Annotated in this window: 16 protein-coding genes; 12 read left to right on the top strand and 4 right to left on the bottom strand. The window is 36.4% G+C overall.

All coding sequences use genetic code 11. The features are described 5' to 3' along the window. The first annotated feature begins 33 nt into the window (after nucleotides 1-33). From NQ556_RS10920 to NQ556_RS10910, 3 genes are read left to right on the top strand one after another with little or no spacing between them, the layout of a single operon-like run. On the top strand, nucleotides 34-1,881 hold the full coding sequence (locus NQ556_RS10920; RefSeq protein WP_204576034.1) for a DUF4422 domain-containing protein: 1,848 nt from the start codon (nucleotides 34-36) through the stop codon (nucleotides 1,879-1,881). 19 nt (nucleotides 1,882-1,900) lie between these two features. After that, entirely contained in the window at nucleotides 1,901-2,929 is a 1,029-nt protein-coding gene (locus tag NQ556_RS10915) for an acyltransferase family protein (RefSeq protein ID WP_195509801.1), read from the top strand. Between the two features lie 17 nt (nucleotides 2,930-2,946). Then, nucleotides 2,947-4,101, top strand: a complete 1,155-nt coding sequence (locus tag NQ556_RS10910; RefSeq protein WP_204576032.1) for a LicD family protein — start codon at nucleotides 2,947-2,949, stop codon at nucleotides 4,099-4,101. A gap of 46 nt (nucleotides 4,102-4,147) precedes the next feature. Here the strand turns inward: NQ556_RS10910 and NQ556_RS10905 are convergent, their stop codons facing one another. The 4 genes from NQ556_RS10905 to NQ556_RS10890 are packed head-to-tail and all read right to left on the bottom strand — an operon-like array spanning nucleotide 4,148 to nucleotide 8,965. Beyond that, nucleotides 4,148-5,506, bottom strand: coding sequence for an adenylyltransferase/cytidyltransferase family protein (locus NQ556_RS10905; RefSeq protein WP_204576030.1), 1,359 nt, complete (start codon nucleotides 5,504-5,506; stop codon nucleotides 4,148-4,150). Nucleotides 5,507-5,522: 16 nt separating this feature from the next. Continuing rightward, complete coding sequence (locus NQ556_RS10900) at nucleotides 5,523-6,587, bottom strand: pyridoxal phosphate-dependent aminotransferase (protein WP_008374621.1); 1,065 nt, start codon at nucleotides 6,585-6,587, stop codon at nucleotides 5,523-5,525. A gap of 12 nt (nucleotides 6,588-6,599) precedes the next feature. Then, the gene (locus tag NQ556_RS10895) at nucleotides 6,600-7,823 is read right to left on the bottom strand and encodes a Coenzyme F420 hydrogenase/dehydrogenase, beta subunit C-terminal domain (RefSeq protein WP_044999219.1); all 1,224 of its coding nucleotides are present in this window, start codon (nucleotides 7,821-7,823) and stop codon (nucleotides 6,600-6,602) included. A 2-nt stretch (nucleotides 7,824-7,825) separates the two neighbouring features. Beyond that, nucleotides 7,826-8,965 (bottom strand): polysaccharide pyruvyl transferase family protein, encoded by a 1,140-nt coding sequence (locus tag NQ556_RS10890; RefSeq protein WP_147574767.1) that lies wholly within the window; start codon nucleotides 8,963-8,965, stop codon nucleotides 7,826-7,828. Between the two features lie 173 nt (nucleotides 8,966-9,138). Here NQ556_RS10890 and NQ556_RS10885 point away from each other — a divergent pair, with 173 nt between their 5' ends. The 9 genes from NQ556_RS10885 (at nucleotide 9,139) to glmS (ending at nucleotide 20,784) form a co-directional block, all read left to right on the top strand. Next, complete coding sequence (locus NQ556_RS10885) at nucleotides 9,139-9,597, top strand: GtrA family protein (protein WP_044999221.1); 459 nt, start codon at nucleotides 9,139-9,141, stop codon at nucleotides 9,595-9,597. Between the two features lie 132 nt (nucleotides 9,598-9,729). Next, nucleotides 9,730-10,923 carry a DegT/DnrJ/EryC1/StrS family aminotransferase gene (locus NQ556_RS10880; RefSeq protein WP_044999337.1) on the top strand — a complete coding sequence of 398 codons (1,194 nt, stop codon included), beginning with the start codon at nucleotides 9,730-9,732 and terminating at the stop codon, nucleotides 10,921-10,923. Between the two features lie 9 nt (nucleotides 10,924-10,932). After that, nucleotides 10,933-11,613 (top strand): sugar transferase, encoded by a 681-nt coding sequence (locus NQ556_RS10875; RefSeq protein ID WP_008374631.1) that lies wholly within the window; start codon nucleotides 10,933-10,935, stop codon nucleotides 11,611-11,613. Between the two features lie 23 nt (nucleotides 11,614-11,636). Beyond that, a complete protein-coding gene (locus NQ556_RS10870) occupies nucleotides 11,637-12,635 on the top strand; it encodes a glycosyltransferase family 2 protein (RefSeq protein ID WP_008374633.1) in 999 nt (332 codons plus the stop codon). Between the two features lie 18 nt (nucleotides 12,636-12,653). Next, on the top strand, nucleotides 12,654-13,751 hold the full coding sequence (glf, locus tag NQ556_RS10865; protein WP_008374635.1) for a UDP-galactopyranose mutase: 1,098 nt from the start codon (nucleotides 12,654-12,656) through the stop codon (nucleotides 13,749-13,751). 274 nt (nucleotides 13,752-14,025) lie between these two features. Next, entirely contained in the window at nucleotides 14,026-15,072 is a 1,047-nt protein-coding gene (locus NQ556_RS10860; protein WP_008374640.1) for a hypothetical protein, read from the top strand. Nucleotides 15,073-15,214: 142 nt separating this feature from the next. Then, on the top strand, nucleotides 15,215-17,197 hold the full coding sequence (locus NQ556_RS10855; RefSeq protein ID WP_204576028.1) for an LTA synthase family protein: 1,983 nt from the start codon (nucleotides 15,215-15,217) through the stop codon (nucleotides 17,195-17,197). Nucleotides 17,198-17,376: 179 nt separating this feature from the next. Beyond that, nucleotides 17,377-18,822, top strand: a complete 1,446-nt coding sequence (locus tag NQ556_RS10850) for a hypothetical protein (RefSeq protein WP_204576026.1) — start codon at nucleotides 17,377-17,379, stop codon at nucleotides 18,820-18,822. Nucleotides 18,823-18,945: 123 nt separating this feature from the next. Beyond that, nucleotides 18,946-20,784, top strand: a complete 1,839-nt coding sequence (glmS, locus tag NQ556_RS10845; RefSeq protein ID WP_008374651.1) for a glutamine--fructose-6-phosphate transaminase (isomerizing) — start codon at nucleotides 18,946-18,948, stop codon at nucleotides 20,782-20,784. Nucleotides 20,785-20,926: the final 142 nt, after the last annotated feature.

Genomic DNA, 20,926 nt, shown 5'->3' with positions numbered 1-20,926 from the left:
ATTAAAAACAAGAAGAGAAAGGTTGAAGGTAATATGAGTAATATTAGTATTTTGGTATCATGTCACAAACCGGTAGAAGTAGTACCTAGTGAGATTATAAAACCGATTCAGGTTGGATGTGCTTTAAATGAAAAGCGTTTTAAAGGTATGCTTAGAGATAATGAAGGAGAAAATATTTCAGCTAAAAATCCAAATTACTGTGAATTAACAGCACAGTATTGGGCGTGGAAAAATTTGGATGCAGATTATTATGGATTTTTCCATTATAGACGTTACATGAATTTCTCTAAGGAAAAATATTTATTGGACTGCTGGCAGAATGTATGTGAAGAATTTTTAGATAAGAAATCGGTTAAGAAATATAAAATTGATGATGAGACCATGCGGAGGGAAATTGAAGGTTATGATTTGGTGATTACAGAGGAAAAAGATATTACTAAAATGCCGGTCAATGACCGAACAGTATATGACCAGTATAAAAATGGAAACCAGTTGCATGTAAAAGATTTGGATATTATGCGTGAAGTTGTGAAAGAAAAATATCCGGAATATGTAGACGATATGGAATCTTATTTGAAAGGTAAGATGACATGTTTATGTAATATGTATATTATGAAAAAAGATTTATTTCAGGAATATGCAGCATGGTTATTTGATATATTGGGTGAATGTGAAAAAAGAATGGATATGAGTGATTATTCAATTGAAGCATTAAGAACACCGGGACATTTAGCAGAACGCCTGTTAAGTATTTTTTATTTTCATGTAAAACGTACTAGAAATTTAAAAATTAAAACATTACAGACGGTTGTATTTTTTAATACTGATCCAGTAGTGCATTTAAAACCAGCATATGCGGAAAATAATAATGCAGTAGTTTTATCTGCAAATGAATATTATGTTCCGTATTTGGCAGCAGTACTGGAGTCAATACGTGCGAATTCTAATGATGATCAGAATTACGATCTTATTATTATGCACAGAGATATTTCGATGGGAAGTCAGGATAGATTAAAGAAGCAGTTAGAAGATCATCAAAATATAACATTACGTTTTCTGGATATCAGACGTTACGAGAAACCATTTAAGAAGTTGTTTTTAAGAGGTCATTTTGCATTAGAGACCTACTTTAGATTGTTAATGCCACAGATTTTAGCAGATTATGATAAAGCAGTTTATATTGACAGTGATTTGGTTGTAAATGCAGATATCGCGGAATTGTATGCGACGGACGTTGATGGTTATCTGCTTGCAGCAGCGAAAGATGCGGATACAGCAGGATTATATAATGGATTTGAGCCTAATAAGAAAAAGTATATGGATACAATTCTTAAAATTAAAAAACCATATGAGTATTTCCAGGCAGGAGTTATTGTATTTAATTTAGCGGAGTTTAGAAAAACATATACAACTGCGGAAATGCTTAAATTTGCCGCTTCATACGAATGGGAATTACTGGATCAGGATGTATTAAATTATTTGGCGCAGGGTAGAGTAAAATTTGTTGATATGGCATGGAATGTAATGGTTGATTGGAGAGGAATCAGACTTAGTCAGATTATTGCATTGGCACCAAAATATTTACATGATGAGCATATGGAAGCAAGAAAAAATCCTAAAATAATTCATTATGCCGGTCCAGATAAACCGTGGCATCAGCCATGGTCTGATATGGCGGAAGAATTTTGGAAATATTCTCGTAATACTGTATTTTATGAGACAATTATGCAACGTATGTGTGATCCGGAGGGCTCCCGTGTAGGAATAAAGCAAAAAATTAGAGATCATGTGGTTGAAGTTGGTGAAAAAGTTTTTCCTAAAGATACAGCTAGACGTGAGGTGGCTAAAAAGATTATTATTAAAACAATAGGTGGAATTTAGAACTGAGGTTTGATTAAAAGTGAAAAAGCAACGAATTGAATATTTTGATGCTGCTAAAGGAATAGCCATCATTGCTGTTATTGTAGGGCATATGGGATTAATAGCAAGAGGAATGACTTTGACAGAGAGGTTTATTTTTTCGTTTCATATGCCTATATTTTTCCTGATCAGTGGTTACTTTCTTTCTAGTCGAATGACATTATGGGAATTTGCAAAAAAGCGATTTAAACAATTGATATTTCCATATATATTTACATGGGGGATAATGTGTGCATGGTCTGTCTGCGAAGACTTTGTTATGAAACGACCTGATTTGATCGCTAATTTAAAAATGTGGATTCTTGCGGGGATGTTTGGCGCTGGATCAGACCATAACGATGTAATGTCAAGATATCAGATTCATCAGATAGGAGCAATTTGGTTTTTATTGGCATTATTTGTAGCATTGTTGATTACCAGATTTTTTATACAGTATAGATATGGGTACATAGGGATTCTGGTAATCGCAATCATTGGCTATTATTCATCTAAATATATTTGGTTCCCATGGAGTATTCAACCAGGAATGGTAGCTTGTATTTTTGTGTATTTGGGATGGTTATGTAAATCAAAGAAAATATTGTCGATTAGGTGTAAAAAGGAGATATTTGTTTTACTATGTGCAGTTTGGTATATATCTATTATATTTAGTAGAGGTTTATATATGGTCAATAATGCATATGAAAATGGTATCTTGGATATAGCAGGGGCATTGGCAGGATCTTATGTTATAATTATAATATGTATGTTTTTATGCAAATATTGTTCTGGGATAAAAAAGATTTTACTATTTTATGGAAAAAATTCCTTAATAGTTTTATGCTTTCATTTAGTGGAGTTGAATATGTTCCCTTGGGGAATGGTGTATGGATATATAATTTCTCATGGGATGAGTGATGCAGAATATTTTGTGATCCAGATTGTTGGGAAAATGTTATGGGTTACGGCAGGAATTATGATTGTAAGAAGATTTGCGCTTACGCGGAAAATATTTTGTATTGAATCTTGAGAGTAAGGAGAAATGATATGGGAAGAATTTGGGATTATGTATATTGGCGTCTTCCGGTAGGAAAAAGACAGTTCTTTGACAAAGCAAACAACTTATTGGAAAAAGCAGATTCCTTAAAACAGATTTTAGAATCAGGGGTAAAAAATAGTTATAATCATCGAAATGAACTTTATAATCAGATGAGTGGAAAAATAGATGGTTTAGCAAATGAGGTGAGACGTCTGCATGAGGAGAATGCTCGTTTGGAAAGAATTATTACACATTATCATAAACAAGATATGCAGATGTTCTGGCAAGAATATCGAAAAGATGGGGAGTCTACAGTAGATGCTCAAAAGAGATTCTTTCTTGCATTACCGAAAACTCAGGGGGTAAATAGAAATTTACAGCTTCTCGAAAAAGATTTGCTGAAAGCTTTTGTCAGGATTTGCGATGAGCATCAATTATTTTATTGGCTTTATGCGGGAACTTTGTTAGGGGCAGTAAGACATAAAGGATTTATTCCGTGGGATGACGATATAGATACTTGTATGGCTCGAGAGGATATTGATAAATTAAGAGAAATATTAAAGGATAATCAAGAATATCGTCTTACAGTGAGATATGATGCTTGGGGATTTTGTAAACAGATTCGTTTTACTTACAAAGACTCAACGGTTCCTGTTTTTATTGATGTATTCCCGTTCGATTGGATTAGTGAAGCAACATATGAAAAATGGGAGGGAAATCAAAGGGTTAAAAGAGAGTTAAAATCAGAACTGACAGATGAAAGTAATCCGTTAATCCGAGAGTTTCGTAAAGCAGGATGTGTCGATGCTGATTCGACTATTGGTGTACAAGTTTCAAAGATATTTGATAAATATTTTAATAAACTTCGAGAGAAAAACGTGGTTTGCGATAAAAAGGATGCAAAGGGATGCTTATATAGCTTTGATAGTTGGAGTTATTGCGATGATAGGAATATAATTGCAAAAGATAATTTTTATCCTCTTAAGAAAATAGAATTTGAAGGAGATAAATATTATGTACCTAATAACTATATTTATATTTTAGAAGAGTTATATGGTTATGATTTTTATACATTTCCTTGTGGAGAGCCACATTTTGTTCATGCAGACTGGAAAAAGAATGAAAAAATTTTAGAGGAAGAAGTAAAAAAAAGAATTAAATAAAAAAGAGCAGGCGGTCACAATTTAAAATTGATGATCCGCCTGTTTTTCAAAAATTATCAGAAGAAGTGATATGAAATACATTCGTATCACTTTCAAAAATCTGTATAACTTTTGTAATATTTATAGATAGTTCTTTGGAGAGATTATTTGGTAGTTGATTCCTTCGGATTGCTCTTAAAAATGCTACTAATTCATTGCGTATACCTTCTCCATCTAATTGATAAAAATAACGTCGATTGTTATTTTGGTTTTCAAATCGTACTTCAAAATATTCTGTTTTCCACCAAGGGGCAGGTACATAAATGTAACCTTTGGTACCGGAAATAATCAATTCACCTTCTGATTTGACTCCTTTTCCTACTTTTAACGAAGCAACTGCGTTAGGATAAGTAAAATTTATTTTTGTAAATAAATCAAAAGTAGAAAACTCATCCATCATAAGAGATGAGATATTTATATCAACCCAATTTGTACCCAGAATATGAAAAATAGGTAACATGGCAGTAGGGCCCCATGAACAAATGCTATTCCAATAATTTGAAATATTTTTTACTGGATTAGCATTTAGGTTTTTTAAGCTTGTACAGGTTGATTCAACAGAAAGAATATTACCTATTTTTCCTGATTTTAAAAGTAAAAGTAAACGATTATATGCTGTGGAGTATGCTGTTTTTATAGCATCCATTAAAATTAAATTTTTATCAGTTGCCAGTTGATAAAGTTCTTTACATTCTAATTCGGAAAGGGCAATTGGTGATTCGCATAAAACATGTTTTCCGTCAAGTAAAGCCTGCCTGATATGGTTATAATGTTCAGTTGGATGCGAGGCAATATACACAGCATCTACACAAGAAAGAAGATCACTATAGGTGTCTTGCGTTATTAGATTGCTTTCGGATTTTAATTCAGGAGTAATGGATGAAGCTGAAATGGCTGTAACATCTGCACCGTTGACAAATTTACTTTCATGAAAATATTTTTCCACAAGAGTAGAGTTCCCTGTTAATCCAAGCTTTAAATTGCTGTCTTTTGCTCGAAGCTCAGAACTGGATACACCTGCTGTTCGATCTAAATAGACAACTTTACAATATTTTTTTAAATAGTCAAAATATCCAACCCAATCAGAACCAACAGTAAAAATGTCAACATTGTAATGTTGGATATCATCAATTTTTTGCCCTTCATATTCTTCAATAATTATTTTGTCAGCAAGCCCGGTAGAACGGACGTTTTCAATACGTTCCATTAGGGACTGCTGTACATTTATTTTTCCACGTGTTTTGTCAAAATCATCCGATGTTACTCCAACGATCAAATAATCGCCAAGAGCTTTTGCTCTTTCTAATAATCTGATATGACCGTAATGAAGTAGATCATAAGTTCCATAAGTTATAACTTTTGTCATTAAAAAAGCGACTCCTTTAATTTATATTGTCTAGTTCAAATAAAGCATCTAAAAAGCGTTCCATATATTGTCTGGCACCAATTGTAACTCGCAGACAGGTACCAAAGTTTCCAACATTAGAATAAGATTTTATTAAAATTTGTTTTTCTGATTTCATTTTATCAACAATAGATACAGCATCTGTTTTGGGCTTTATAAAAATGAAATTTCCAGCATCACCTTTGTGGAGATATCCGTGAGTATCTAATTCTTTAACTAAATAATCGCGTCCAAGATTATAGTTTTCAATTAAATAAGTTAAAATACCGGGAGCCTCTAAAATTTTTTCAGCGATCAGCATAGCAAAAGCATTAGTATTATGAGGTGTACATAATTTCTGTACCATTTTTATTTCATCAGGATGCCCAACGACATATCCAAGGCGGCAACCAGCCATTGAAAATAATTTCGAGAAGGTTCTTGTAACAAGAATATGTTTTGAGTTAAAAGCATATTTGATGAATGTTTTTGGGTAAAAATAATGATAGGCTTCATCAACAAGGATTGTGATTTCAAGCTGTTCACATACTTTAATGATTTCCTGAAATTCGGTTTCTGAATATACATTTCCCATGGGGTTATTTGGGTTAAGTAATATAAGTAATTGTGTATCAGGGGTTAACGTGGAAATAATGTTTTGAATATCCATTGACAGGTCGTCATTGTAAGGTACTTTTACAAAAGAACGGTTATACATTTCTGAATATACCTGGAACATGAAATAGGACGGAACAACGCCGACAATTTTTCCACCTTCTGAAGTGAAAGCCTGAATGATATAGCGAATTCCTTCAGCAGATCCGTTTACAAGGCAAAGGTGTTCTGGTGTAGTATCCAGATGCTTTGCAAGTACTTCAGAAAAATGGCGTGTTTCAGGATATTGTGCAATTAATTGAGGTGTTATTTCTGGCAGAATAGAATCAATAAAATCTTGTGGAAGTCCCCCGGGATTTTCGTTTAAGTCAAGTCGTAAATAATTTTTTCGTTCGTTTTGATCAAATATGCGAACTAAATTCTTTAAATTGTTGTTTAAGTAATACATAGTAAATCTCCTTTAGTGAATGTGATAAAATCCTTTCGTTAATTTCCAAAATAATATTTTTTGGCGATTCCCCCAGATATATTTTTGCCATAACAATTTTAGACTTGGCGGAGTAGACCATTTTTTGCAAAGAGCTATATAAGGCATCGATTTCAAATCTTGAATAAATAATGCACGGTCTGAATTTGGGGTGATACGCTTTCTTAGAGGACCCTGATACCTTATAGCTGTTTCGTAATTGAGTTCATGTCCAACAAAAAGATCTTTGGTACTTAGAAAAGCTTCTTTACCTTTAATAGAATTACATATAATCAGTGATGCCCCTTTATTGTGATTATATAATTCGGGACAATATAAATGCACACCCCATAAATCGCCCAGTGAAATATCTGCAAGGCGTTCAGGTGTTGTATATGGACAATGATAACAGGAAGGTCGACTCATTAGATGATTAATCCAAATTGACCAAAAAGGATTAAACCATCTGTCTGTTTTGAACTTTCTATTATTTTCTAAAGAAAGCTGCATAACTTGGAAATCCCATCGTCCGATTAAATGGTTAAAATAAGATTTAAAATCTTTATAACGATAATCAATTGATTTAACAGATGAATGATATTTTGCGGTAATATATTCATTGTAACTCTTCAAATAAAGAGGAGTAGGAACACCTTCGCAAATAACTTCAACTGTTAGCAAATTTGCTTGATCACAATTGAGCAAAAAAGATTTTAAACCGGCGATTTGACAGGGAGTGCCGGAAAATAAAACTTTTTTTCCATCTTGTAAAAACTTTTTTACATAAGTATAGGCATTACCTATATTGCTCTGTATATATTTTGATTTTCTGAATTTATCTAAATATTTTTTGTCAAAAATATGATCATGATATACATTTAAACCATCTGATACAGCTCCGAAAATTACATAATTTTTATCGCACCATGCATCAACGATTGCAGAGAAAGCTCCACCAGAGGTGCTTTCTGATAAAACTTTTTGATTTTTTATATGTCCTCCAAAAGTATAATTCATTCCGGAACATTTTTGAGGAGATAAATTATAAGGACAAACTTTACGGCATAATCCGCAATTCGTGCATAAATCTATATTGATTTTTGGATAGCGAAATTCTTCTGAATCAGGAATCATACAGATAGCTTTGTGTGGGCAAATATTTGCGCAGGCTTCGCAGCCGGAACAGGTAATTTTATCATTTGTATCAAGGTAACACATGCTTAATGATCTCCATTCAATAAATTAAGTTCTTTCGTGAGAAAGTCCAGAGAAGTTTCTCTTGCAGTATTTATACGTGCATGCACAGCATCGTAATCGTGGATTTGTGGAATTACTGAAGGTGCTTTTGGGAGAAGGCATTCTTTTAAATCAAATAACTCCAGAACTTCGGCAATTTTATTGTCACCGGATTCTCTGGAAAATACTGCCAGTTGTTTTCGGTATTGTACAGCAAAAATCAAACCATGGAAAGAGTTCGTTATAACGTATTCTGAATATTTTACCAGAGAAAGAAATTCTTCCACACCTGCTTCATAAAACATTTTATGTCCTTTGGCTGAGTTTGTACTGCGTAAGCTGATTTCAACAATTGTCCATCCGTTATCACGGGCTATTTTTTCTGCAAAAGCTTCCATTTCTTTGTTGTATCGTCGTGCATATAATAATAAATATTTCTCAGTTATAATACGAGATGCGGCTATGGTATCATAATCTTCAGTGGTTAGCAAAAGAGTTGGATCGATTGTTCTAAAAACTTGAATTCCATTAGAATTAATATGTTCTTTTAGATAAGGTATAAATTTATTTTCCCGTAAACCAATTGCTAAAAAGTTTTGAAGCCGGTTATTTAATATCTGGTAGCTATCTGTGTCAAAATGGGCATCACCAAAACTTGCAGCATAAGATACAGAATTTCCTTTCATTACATCGTAGTTGGCAAAATAACCATCATCAAATCCGTTGAATTCATTAATACAGAAAATGGTATCACTGCCACATACAAAATGGTTAATATCATCAAAATGGGCAATAGAATTAAAGTTTTCTGAAGTATATTTTTGAGAAGTTAAACCAAAGTATGTGTGATAAAAATGATCAAATTTCTGATAATTAATACGAATGGCAGGAAGAGACAATTCACACATTTTTCTGGATTCTGGGTCCTGATCCCACATATTGGAAAAAGGATTTAAAGGATCTTTGTCAGAGAGAGAATCCGGGCAATAGTCAACTAAAACTGGTTGATACAAATCCGGAGAAATACGCTTTATAGATTGGTAAAGTGCCCAGGATTGTAGAGCAGATCCATAGTTTGTAAAATTGCAATATATATTATAACTGACTATACCTATTCGAATCATAAAAATACTCCTTGAAATTATATAAAATAAGTTGTTAAATATACTAATCATGTTATCATGGATTTTAGGAGACAACAAGTGATATTGTAAAGAAAACGTTGTTATATAAACAAAAATATAGTATAATAGCACGGTTTGAAGAAGAGAGATTATTTTACGAAAGGATAACAGAAATGAAAAAAGAAAAAGATATATTTGATCGTATCATGGAATTTCCGGTTTTAAGGATTTTTAATCCATTTTACAAAAAAAACAAAGAAATATTATTGTATTTATTTTTTGGTGGTTTAACTTTTTTAGTCAGTATCATCTCGTATGCATTTTTGAATATTCAGATAGGATGGAATGCATTAATAGCGAATATTGGTTCATGGATTTTGGCTGTTTCATTTGCTTATGTAACAAACAGAGTCTGGGTATTTGATTCCAACGCTGAAACTACGGCTGATTTTATCAAAGAAATCACCAGTTTTATAGGCGGTCGAGTAGCAACGCTGGTAATTGAAGAACTGATCTTATTCATTTTTATCACGAATCTGGGAATGAACAGTATGCTGGTTAAGATAGTGGCACAGGTGATCGTAATTGTGCTTAATTATGTGATCAGCAAGCTGATTGTGTTCAAAAAATAGCAGAAAAGCAGTTAAGAAATAGTTTTAATTGTATTTTATGGAGTTTTTTGGTAGTATATACTATGTAATAATTTTGTAATAATTGTTACATAGTATATTTTATTTTAAGGAAAGAAGATTTTTATGGAGAATATGCATATCGCTTTTTCACCTCCGGATATCACAGAGGAAGAAATAGCAGAAGTTGTAGATACGTTAAGAAGTGGTTGGATCACAACCGGACCAAAGACAAAGCTTTTTGAAAAACAGTTGGCAGAATATATAGGGACTAATAGAGTAGTCTGTCTGAATTCGGCAACAGCCTGTCAGGAGATGACACTTCGCCTGTTAGGAATCGGACCGGGAGATGAAGTAATTACAACTGCCTATACTTATACTGCATCAGCCAGTGTAGTAGAGCATGTAGGTGCAAAACTGGTTCTGGTGGATGTGGCAAAAGATTCTTACGAGATGGATTATGAGAAGCTGGCAGATGCAATCACAGAGAAAACGAAAGCGGTTATCCCGGTAGATCTTGCCGGAATTATGTGTGACTATGATAAGATATTTGAAATTGTAGAAGCAAAGAAATCACTTTTCCATCCGGCAAATGAACTTCAGGAGAAGTTTGGCAGAGTGATTGTGGTGGCAGATGCAGCGCATGCATTTGGCGCAGAGCGAAAAGGAAAGAAATGTGGACAGGTTGCCGATTTTACAAGTTTTTCCTTTCATGCGGTAAAGAATCTAACGACAGCAGAAGGCGGAGCTGTGACATGGCGTCCAATCGATGGGGTGGATGATGAAGAGATTTATAAGAAATATATGCTCTTTTCACTTCATGGACAGTCAAAAGATGCGCTTGCAAAGACGCAGCTTGGCGCATGGGAGTATGATGTTGTGGCACCTTATTTCAAATGTAATATGACTGACATTATGGCTTCCATCGGACTGGTACAGTTAAAGCGTTATGATGCATTATTGGCACGTCGTCGGGAAATCATAGGAATGTATGATAAAGCACTGGAAAGTCTGCCGGTGAGTGTACTGAATCATTTTGATGAGGGTCACAAGTCCAGCGGACACCTGTATCTGATCCGTATTCAGGGAAAAACACGGGAAGAATGTAATGAGATCATTACGAAGATGGCAGAGCGTGGCGTGGCAACCAATGTGCACTACAAACCGTTGCCGCTATTATCTGCTTACAAGAATCTGGGATTTGATATCAAAGATTATCCAAATGCCTATGCATTATTTGAAAATGCAATTACATTACCGCTTCATACAAAACTCACAGATGAAGAGGTAAAATACGTGACAGATGTATTGAAGGAATGCATCGGATAGGAATGCTGTATGAGAAAATGGGACGAACTTCCGAAGTTTATGAGAACAGACGAAGTAAAACAATACTATGATATTCTGATCAGACACGAAAAAGAATTAAGATTAAAGAGATATTTTGACATTCTGCTTTCGATGATTTTACTTGTCATTTTATCACCGATCATGTTAGTCATCAGTATTGCAATCAAGCTGGATTCACCGGGACCGGTGATTTACAAGCAGGTGCGTGTGACACAGTATGGAAAGAAATTTCACATTCTAAAGTTCCGTACTATGGTGCAGAATGCAGACAAGATGGGAACACAGGTTACGATCAGTCAGGATTCCAGACTGACACGGGTTGGAAAAGTGATCCGTGGCTGCAGGATTGATGAATTTCCGCAGCTTATCAATGTTCTTCGCGGAGAGATGAGTTTTGTTGGAACCAGACCGGAAGTTGTGAAGTATGTAAAAGGATATACGAAAGAAATGTATGCGACTCTTTTGTTACCGGCAGGAATCACTTCCAGAGCCAGCGTATGCTACAAAGATGAGGGTGAAATGCTGGAGCATGTAGAAGATGTGGATTATGCTTATATTCATGAAGTGCTTCCGGAGAAGATGAGTTATAATCTGGAAGATCTGCGCAAATACAGTCTGTGGAGAGATTTTATGACCATGTTTATGACAGTATTTGCAGTATTACGATAAGAACTACAGTATAGGAGAAATGTATGTTAGTATCAGTTTGCACGATTGCGCGCAATGAAGAAGAGTATCTTCCACATTTGCTGGAGGATATCACAAAACAGGATTACCCGGCAGAGCAGATCGAAGTTGTGATGGTGGACAGCAGTTCAACAGACGGAACCAGACGGATTATGGAATGCTTTGCTGAAGATAATCCACAGTATCATAATTGTATTGTTACAGAAAATCAGGGAAACAATCAGGCCTCCGGCTGGAATCAGGCAATCCGCTGTTCAACCGGGGATATTATTATCCGTCTGGACGCACATGGGCGCATTCCGGAGGATTTTGTTTCCAAGAACGTGGAATGCATGGAAAGTGGAGAATATGTCACCGGGGGACCAAGACCGAATCTTCCGGAGAAGGACACACCTTGGCAGAGACTTCTATTGAGCGCGGAAAGTTCGATGTTCGGAAGTGGAATTGCAGGTTTCCGAAGAGAGAATGAAAAGAAATATGTAAAGTCCATGTTCCATGCAGCGTATCGGAGAGAAGTATTTGAAAAGGTTGGACTTTTCAATGAAAATCTGGGAAGAACGGAAGATAATGAGATGCATTACCGGATCCGGCAGGCAGGATACCGCTTATGCTACGATCCGCAGATTCATTCCTGGCAATATGTGAGAAGTTCGATTCCGGGAATGATGAAGCAGAAATACGGCAATGGAGACTGGGTAGCAAGAACTCTTGGCGTATGTCCTGGATGTCTCAGCATTTATCATTTTGTGCCGTTTGCTTTTGTGATTGCGATTCTTGTGACATCCATTTTGGTAGCACTAAAGAAGCCATTTCTGGCGATTGCCATGTGGATCACTTATTGGTGTGGTGCAATCGGAATGGCAATTCTGTCTGTAAAAAATGAGGCGAAGCATATATGTCAGCTTTTGCTTCCGGGAATCTTCTTTTTACTTCATTTAAGCTATGGAGTGGGAAGTGTCGTCGGAATGGGAAAGATGATAAAAGATAAAATTACAAAGAAATAAAAGAGAGGATTTAGTATTATGAAGTATGATTATTTAGTAGTAGGATCAGGATTATATGGGGCAGTATTTGCTCACGAAGCAAAGAAAAAAGGAAAAACCTGTCTGGTAATTGACAAGCGTCCGCATATCGGTGGAAATATTTATTGTGAAAATATTGAAGGAATCAATGTTCACAAATATGGTGCACATATTTTCCACACATCCAACAAACAGGTTTGGGATTACATCAATCAGTTCGCAGAGTTCAATAATTACATTAACTCACCGGTAGCAATTTACAAGGATGAGCTTTACAATCTGCCGTTCAACATGAATACATTCAGCAAAATGTGGAATATCAAGACACCACAGGAAGCAAAAGATATGATCGCAAAACAGGTTGCAGAGACAGGGATCACAGAGCCGAAGAACCTGGAAGAACAGGGGTTATCTCTGGTAGGAAAAGATGTATTTGAGAAATTGGTAAAAGGTTATACCGAAAAACAGTGGGGACGTGCCTGCAAAGACCTTCCGGCATTCATCATCAAACGTTTACCGGTAAGATTTACATTTGATAACAACTATTTCAATGACAGATATCAGGGAATCCCGATCGGAGGATATACAAAGATCATTGAAAAGATGCTGGACGGAATCGAAGTAAAGACAGATACCGACTACTTTGAATTTATCAAAGAAAATCCGGATATCGCAGAGAAGACACTGTTTACTGGAATGATTGATGAATACTTCGGATACAAGCTTGGAGCACTGGAATATCGTTCGGTAAGATTTGAAACAGAAGTGCTTGATACAGACAACTATCAGGGAAATGCAGTCGTAAACTATACCGAAAGAGAAGTTCCTTATACACGTATCATCGAACACAAGCATTTTGAATTTGGAAAGCAGGAAAAAACTGTTATCTCCAAAGAGTATTCTTCCGAATGGAAAGTAGGAATGGAACCATATTATCCGGTAAATAACGAACAGAACAATAAGCTGTTTGAAGAATACAGAAAGCTTGCAGACCAGGAGAAGAATGTGATCTTTGGTGGACGTCTTGGAAATTATAAGTATTATGATATGGATAAGGTAATTGAAGCGGCACTGGAGATGGTGGCTGAGGAATTATAGGAAAATATAGTATAAAAAACAGGGTATGAATGAGGATATCCTGTTTTTTATGTAATATGTATGGGAAGAAGTTGAAGATGGAGAAAATAATTAAAATAAGAAATAAGATCGAAATGAAATGGGAAGCTATTCCGTATGAAAAAAATGTGATATGTCGGAAAAAATTTTTTTGTGTGCATTAAGTGTATGGATAATCTATGCGTTTAATTGGATAACGATGTTTCATATACAGTGACCTGAACATTTATATTTTTATATACAGGTTTTTGTTGGTATGGCAGTGTTGTTTAGATACACGGTGCTGAGTTCTGAGAATATAGATGCTTTGGTTTTAGCTCTTATAGTTTTAGCTGTATTTGCAATTTCAAAAGATAGAAATGGGACAGGATTATTACTTGAAACAGGATTGTTTATTATCGGAGCTAGAAAGATTGATTATAAAAAGATTTTAAAATTATATCTTGCAATTGAAATCCCGTTAACGCTTATCACTTTAATGGCTGCACGTTTGGGAATAATTGAAAATTTAGTATATCACCGTGGAGAACAAGTGAGAATGACCTTTGGATTTGTATATCCTACAAATTTTGTGTTGCATCTTATGTTTATAATTGCTGCATGGATTGCAATAAAAGAGGTAAAATGCACATTTTTAGAGTTAGGTATGATTACGATACTTGTAGTTTTCCTGGACAAGTATTGTGATGCAAGGTGTGGAGAAATATGTATTATTCTTATTGTGCTTTGTACTGCATATTTAAAATGCAGAATGTATTTTGCAGAGAAAAAAGGGAAAAAGTATAAGACATCTAAGCTCTTAAATTTTTTATGTTTATGTGTGCCGTTTTTAGGTGCAGGAATAATGATTCTTTTGTCCAGATTTTATGATCCAAGTAAAGGCTGGATGGAAAAACTGAATAGTATTACGTCAACAAGACTTTTTTTGGGAAAGAAAACTTTTGATTTGTATGATGTGAAGTTGTGGGGACAGTATATTGAAATGCATGGAGGCGGTGGAACGACAGATCCTGTCCCAGAATACTTTTTTATTGATTGTTCGTATTTAAATATACTAATGAGATTTGGATTTGCTGTTTTTGTGATAGTAATGTTGTTATTAAGTATTATGATTATTAAGAGCTTTAATAAATCGTATTTGATGGCGATGATAGTTGTAATATGTATACATTCGGTAATAGAGCAACATTTGTTTGAATTGCATTATAATATATTTTTAATGTTAGCATTTGCAAATTTTAATGTACAAGATAATAGGAAAAAGGCGTTTATAAAAAACAAGAATAATAACGGTCTAGAATGAATTAGGATATGGGATAAAAACATATCCTGATTTTTACATTTTGATGATTTTGTAGTTGTTGTCAATCTTGCATTTTCCCAATATTTATGCTTTACTATATTATGTGTGTTTGTAAATACTGAGTAAAGGAAATGAAAGGAAAATGAAAAAACCAAAGATAAAAAGTATCGGTTATGGATTCTATTGTATTCTGATGATTTTAATCTCAGTTCTTGGATTTATTCTTTATAATCTGGGAAACTGGGTATTAGACACGTGGGGGCTGTTGTCTATCGATGAAATTATTTTTCATCTGAAAGTACCGCTTGATGGGACAAACTCAGACGTAGTACTTGATGGGATCAATGCATGCGTACCATTGGCAGTATTAGTATTATTTTTATCTATTTTCCTGATTATAGGATTAAGGAATAAGCATGGAAAATGTATGATTGCGTTATTTCTTGTAGCTGTGATTGCCTGTGGAAGTGCAGGAAGGGCGGCTTATGAAGTATATGATGAATTGGATGTAAAAGAATATCTGGTAAGTCAGAAGAAAGAATCGCATTTTATTGAACAGAATTATGTGGATCCACGTACAACGAAGATTACATTTCCGGAACAAAAAAGAAATCTGATTTATATTTATCTGGAGTCAATGGAATCCACCTTTGCGTCAAAAGGAGATGGAGGAGGACTGGATTTTAACTGCATTCTGGAACTGACGACTCTTGCAGAAGAAAATACTAATTTTTCCGATTCAGATAAATTGGGTGGTGGATATCCTGCTTATGGAGGAACCTGGACAATGGCAGGTATTTTTTCACAGACTTCAGGAATACCGATCAAGAATTCGGAACAGACGGATGATGTAAATGCAACACTTGCAGAACAGTCTTCTTTCTCTTCGCAGGCAAGAAACTTAGAGGATATTCTTGCAGATGAAGGATATAACCAGTGTTTTATGATTGGCTCTGATGCGACTTTTGGGGGAAGAAGAGCTTACTTTGAGAGTCATGGAAAAGGACAAACAGAAATCTGTGATTATAATACGGCAAAAGAAAACGGACAGATACCAGAAGATTATTATGTATGGTGGGGATATGAGGATCAGAAGCTGTTTGCAAATGCGCAGGAAAAACTGACCGAATTAAGTTCAAAAGATGAACCGTTTAATTTTACTATGCTGACGGTAGATACCCATTTTGAAGATGGATATGTATGTGAACAGTGTCAGAATGAATTTGGTGATAACCAGTATGCAAATGTAATGGCATGTTCGAGCAGGCAGGTAGATGCATTTGTAAAATGGATTCAACAACAGCCATTTTATGAAAATACAACGATTGTAATAAGTGGGGATCATTTGACGATGGATTCTGATTTCTGTAATGATGTCAGTGAAGATTATGAACGTAGTGTATACAATGTATTTATCAATCTTCCAGAAGGTCTGGACACTTCATTTGAAAAAACACATAGCAGAGAGTTTGCAACACTGGATATGTTCCCGACCACGTTGGCTGCGATGGGAGTAACAATTGAAGGAGACAGGTTAGCACTTGGAGTGAATCTGTTTTCTGATGAGCAGACACTTACCGAGCAATATGGAAGAAAAGGCCTTGATAAAGAGCTGATGAAAAAATCAAAATTCTATGATATGCTGATCAATGATGTGGATATTGATGCACTACAGAAAAAGCGAAAGGAAGAGGCCGAAAAACAGCAGGAGGAAAATGCAGATAATCAGGAAAATACAGATAATCAAGAGCAGCAGACGAATCAGCCAGATGCAGGTGTAGATACAAGTGGTATTGAAACGCCGGATGCATGGCAGGGGTATACGCAGGATAATTATCAGTATAATTATAATGACGGATCGAATGATTACTGGTATGACGGAGGAAATTCCTGGGACAATTCATGGAATGGAGGATATGATGATAATACTTATGTAGAACCAACTCCAACGCCGGAACCGACTCCAGCTCCAACGCCGGAACCAACACCAGATCCAACGCCGGCACCGGATCCAGCGCCAGAGCCGACACCAACACCAGATCCGGCACCGGATTCAACACCAACTCCGGATCCCGGTGGAGGCGCAGAAAGCAATGCAGGCGGAACAACAGAAAATGTAAATTAGAGAAGAACTCCGGTTTATGCCGGGGTTTTTCTTCGGATAAATAAAGCAGAACGGAGTTGTCCGTAAATTGATACAATGAGAAATTCTACAAACAAGTAGACATTTCCCCATAAAAAGTGTAAGATAGAGTCTAAGAGTATTTATACTTACAATTAATATGGTTAGAAAGAGGAAAGTACATGAAGATGAAGTTTACGAAAAAAATAGCGACAATTCTTTTGTCTGTATGTCTGATCGTACCATGTTTTTCTGTGATGGCGCTAGCTGCAAATGGTGTGATATTCTTTTCTGATCTTGAGACAAGTGTCGGGGATGAATTTACGATCACAGGTACAGCAGTTGTCAGCGGAGATGTAATCGGAGACGCAACGATTCATATGACTTACGATCCTTCTTATATGCGATTTGAAGAGGGAGACGGAGTGAATGCAGACACGGATGGTAATCTGACATTTAAAGGTTCAGGTGACGGAAGCAGTGACCGGATTGAGTTTACAATGAAATTCCAGGCTCTCCAGGAAGGAAGTACAAGACTTGAACAGGGAGATGCGACGGTTACAGACAGCGCTGGATCAAGTGTGGCATGTGAAGAAGGATATGCGGATGTTACGATTGGAGCAGGAGATCCAAGCAAGATTAAAGATGTTGCGAATGGAGCAAGTGTCACGATTGATGGTCAGGAGTATACCTTATCCGGTGATTTCTCAGACAGCATGATTCCAGCTGGATTTACAGCAGGAGAGATTACTTATAATGATTCGACGTATAAAGGTGCTGTGCAGGAAAAGACAGGACTTCAGATGGCTTACTTGGTAGACGGCGATGGAAAAGGCGATTTCTGGATGTATGATTCATCTGACAGTAGCTTCTCACCGGCAGAACAGGTTGTGATTTCAGATACTTATTCTATCGTAATTTTTGATGCAGGCAGTAAAGTGTCTATGCCAGCAAAGTATTCAAAAGGAAATCTGGAGATCAACGGCAAGACTTTTGAAATCTGGGATGAACCGGATCGCGATGATTTCTATGTATTATATGCAGTAAATAATGACGGTGAAGAATCCCTCTATTTATATGACTCTGTAGAGCATACTTATCAGAGAATGGAGACTCCGAAGTCTGCGACTACACCGGATAAGAAGAGTGCAAGCAAGTTTGACGCAATTTTAGAAAAGATTTCCGATCATTTGATCTGGTTTGTAGCAGCGGCAGCAGTTATCGTTATTCTTCTGGTAATCTTCCTTCTTGTTTCCGTTGTGAAGTTACATAACCGCAACAGAGAGTTGGATGATCTGTATGATGAATATGAATTGGACGATGAGCCGCAACGTAATCCGGTAAAACCGATCCAGCCTGTTAAGGCAGAAAAGAAATCACAGTTCAAAAAGAGACAGGATGATGATTTTGAAGATGATTATGACGACTTCGATGATGATTTCGACGATGATGATTATTATGATGATGACTTCGACGATGATTATGATGACGAAGGAATAAGTGATGATACTCGTAGCGTTGATGAGTTTGATGATGACGACTTTGATTCGTTCGATGATTATAATATCAAGAAAGAAAAGCGTAAAAAAGGTGATACTTTCGAAATGGATTTTATTGATCTGGATTAAAGAGAAAGGCGGGGATGACGATTGTTATTCCCGCTTATTCTTTACAAAAAGTCCCATATTTGCTACAATGTAACGAAAAGAGTAAAATTTATTTTTGCAAAAAAGACTGGAGGATATAGATAAATGTGTGGAATCGTAGGATATGTTGGATCGCAGCAGGCGGCTCCGATCTTACTGGATGGACTGTCAAAGCTGGAGTATCGTGGATATGATTCAGCAGGGCTTGCTGTCCGTAATGGAACCGAAGAAACGGAAGTCATCAAGGCAAAAGGCCGTTTGAAAGTATTAGCTGAGAAGACCAACAACGGTACAGCAGTTCCGGGAACCTGTGGAATCGGTCACACCAGATGGGCAACACACGGGGAACCGTCAGAGAACAATGCGCATCCGCATATGAGTGACGATGGCAATGTAGTTGCTGTACACAACGGTATTATTGAAAACTATCAGGAGTTAAAGAACAAGCTGCTCCGCAAAGGATATACATTCTACTCTGAGACGGATACAGAGGTTGCTGTTAAGCTGATCGATTATTATTATAAAAAGTATGAAGGAACACCGGTAGATGCGATCAACCATTCCCTGGTCCGCATTCGTGGATCTTATGCGCTTGCTGTGATGTTCAAGGATTATCCGGAAGAAATTTATGTGGCAAGAAAAGACAGCCCGATGATTTTAGGTGTCGGTGATGGGGAATCCTTTATTGCGTCTGATGTACCGGCTATTTTGAAATATACAAGAAATGTATACTATATTGGTAATCTGGAGATGGCAAAGATCAGCAAAGATGAAATCATTTTCTACAATCTGGATGGTGAAGAAATCCAGAAGGAGATGAAGACCATCGAATGGGATGCGGAAGCAGCTGAAAAAGCCGGTTATGAGCATTTTATGATGAAAGAGATCCATGAGCAGCCAAGAGCGGTTAAGGATACTCTGAATTCTGTATTAAAAGACGGAAAGTTTGATCTGACAGATATCGGATTAGCGGAAGAGGATATCCGGAGAACAAGCCAGATTTACATTGTAGCATGTGGTTCTGCTTACCATGTAGGTATGGTGGCACAGTATGTGATCGAGGATCTGGTGAAGATTCCTGTTCGTGTGGAGCTGGCTTCTGAATTCCGTTACCGTAAGCCAATTCTGGATCCAAATGGTCTGGTGATCATTATCAGCCAGTCAGGAGAGACTGCAGACAGTCTTGCAGCGCTCCGTGAGACAAAAGCGCAGGGAATCCGTACACTTGGAATTGTCAATGTAGTTGGATCTTCTATTGCAAGAGAAGCGGATAAGGTATTCTATACTCTTGCAGGACCGGAGATCTCTGTGGCAACAACGAAAGCGTACAGTACACAGCTGATGGCTTCTTACATCCTTGCAATTGAGTTTGCCAAAGTAAAAAATACAATCACTGAAGAGCAGTATGAAAATTATATTGCCGAATTACAGGCAATCCCGGAGAAGATTGAAAAGATTATTGAAGATAAAGAAAGAATCCAGTGGTTTGCAGCAAAGCAGGCAAATGCAAAGGACGCATTTTTTGTCGGACGTGGAATTGATTACGCAATCTGTATGGAAGGCAGCCTGAAGATGAAAGAGATCAGTTACGTTCATTCAGAGGCATATGCAGCGGGAGAACTCAAGCACGGAACCATTTCTCTGATAGAGGATGGAACGCTTGTGATCGGTGTGCTGACACAGCCGGAATTATATGAAAAGACGATCAGCAACATGGTAGAGTGCAAGAGTCGTGGTGCATATCTGATGGGACTTACAACTTATGGCAATTACAGCATTGAGGATACTGCTGATTTTGTGGTTTACATTCCGAAGACAGATGAGCATTTTGAGGCATCGCTTGCAGTGATTCCGCTGCAGCTGATGGGATATTATGTATCCGTTGCAAAGGGACTGGATGTAGATAAGCCGCGTAATCTGGCGAAATCTGTAACGGTTGAATAAAGTGATGTAGGAAGTTCCAGCGGAATTTCCTGTTGAATAAACGAGATGAACGACATAAAAATGTGCCGTTCATCTTTTTTTTCATATTTTATCACACTTTCATCACAATTATAGGCTAAACTCTTAACTATAGAAAAGGAAA

Origin of the sequence: Coprococcus comes ATCC 27758, from assembly GCF_025149785.1 — a bacterium.
In the GTDB taxonomy this organism is placed as follows: Bacteria; Bacillota; Clostridia; order Lachnospirales; family Lachnospiraceae; genus Allocoprococcus; species Allocoprococcus comes.
Note: the sequence above shows the minus strand (reverse complement) of the source record. Positions and strands in the feature narration are given on the sequence as shown.

Coding starts and splice junctions, on each gene's coding strand:
- NQ556_RS10920 (WP_204576034.1), top strand. CDS start 34: ATGAGTAATATTAGTATTTTGGTATCATGTCACAAACCGGTAGAAGTA.
- NQ556_RS10910 (WP_204576032.1), top strand. CDS start 2,947: ATGGGAAGAATTTGGGATTATGTATATTGGCGTCTTCCGGTAGGAAAA.
- NQ556_RS10905 (WP_204576030.1), bottom strand. CDS start 5,506: ATGACAAAAGTTATAACTTATGGAACTTATGATCTACTTCATTACGGT.
- NQ556_RS10900 (WP_008374621.1), bottom strand. CDS start 6,587: ATGTATTACTTAAACAACAATTTAAAGAATTTAGTTCGCATATTTGAT.
- NQ556_RS10895 (WP_044999219.1), bottom strand. CDS start 7,823: ATGTGTTACCTTGATACAAATGATAAAATTACCTGTTCCGGCTGCGAA.
- NQ556_RS10890 (WP_147574767.1), bottom strand. CDS start 8,965: ATGATTCGAATAGGTATAGTCAGTTATAATATATATTGCAATTTTACA.
- NQ556_RS10885 (WP_044999221.1), top strand. CDS start 9,139: ATGAAAAAAGAAAAAGATATATTTGATCGTATCATGGAATTTCCGGTT.
- NQ556_RS10880 (WP_044999337.1), top strand. CDS start 9,730: ATGCATATCGCTTTTTCACCTCCGGATATCACAGAGGAAGAAATAGCA.
- NQ556_RS10875 (WP_008374631.1), top strand. CDS start 10,933: ATGAGAAAATGGGACGAACTTCCGAAGTTTATGAGAACAGACGAAGTA.
- NQ556_RS10870 (WP_008374633.1), top strand. CDS start 11,637: ATGTTAGTATCAGTTTGCACGATTGCGCGCAATGAAGAAGAGTATCTT.
- glf (WP_008374635.1), top strand. CDS start 12,654: ATGAAGTATGATTATTTAGTAGTAGGATCAGGATTATATGGGGCAGTA.
- NQ556_RS10860 (WP_008374640.1), top strand. CDS start 14,026: ATGGCAGTGTTGTTTAGATACACGGTGCTGAGTTCTGAGAATATAGAT.
- NQ556_RS10855 (WP_204576028.1), top strand. CDS start 15,215: ATGAAAAAACCAAAGATAAAAAGTATCGGTTATGGATTCTATTGTATT.
- NQ556_RS10850 (WP_204576026.1), top strand. CDS start 17,377: ATGAAGATGAAGTTTACGAAAAAAATAGCGACAATTCTTTTGTCTGTA.
- glmS (WP_008374651.1), top strand. CDS start 18,946: ATGTGTGGAATCGTAGGATATGTTGGATCGCAGCAGGCGGCTCCGATC.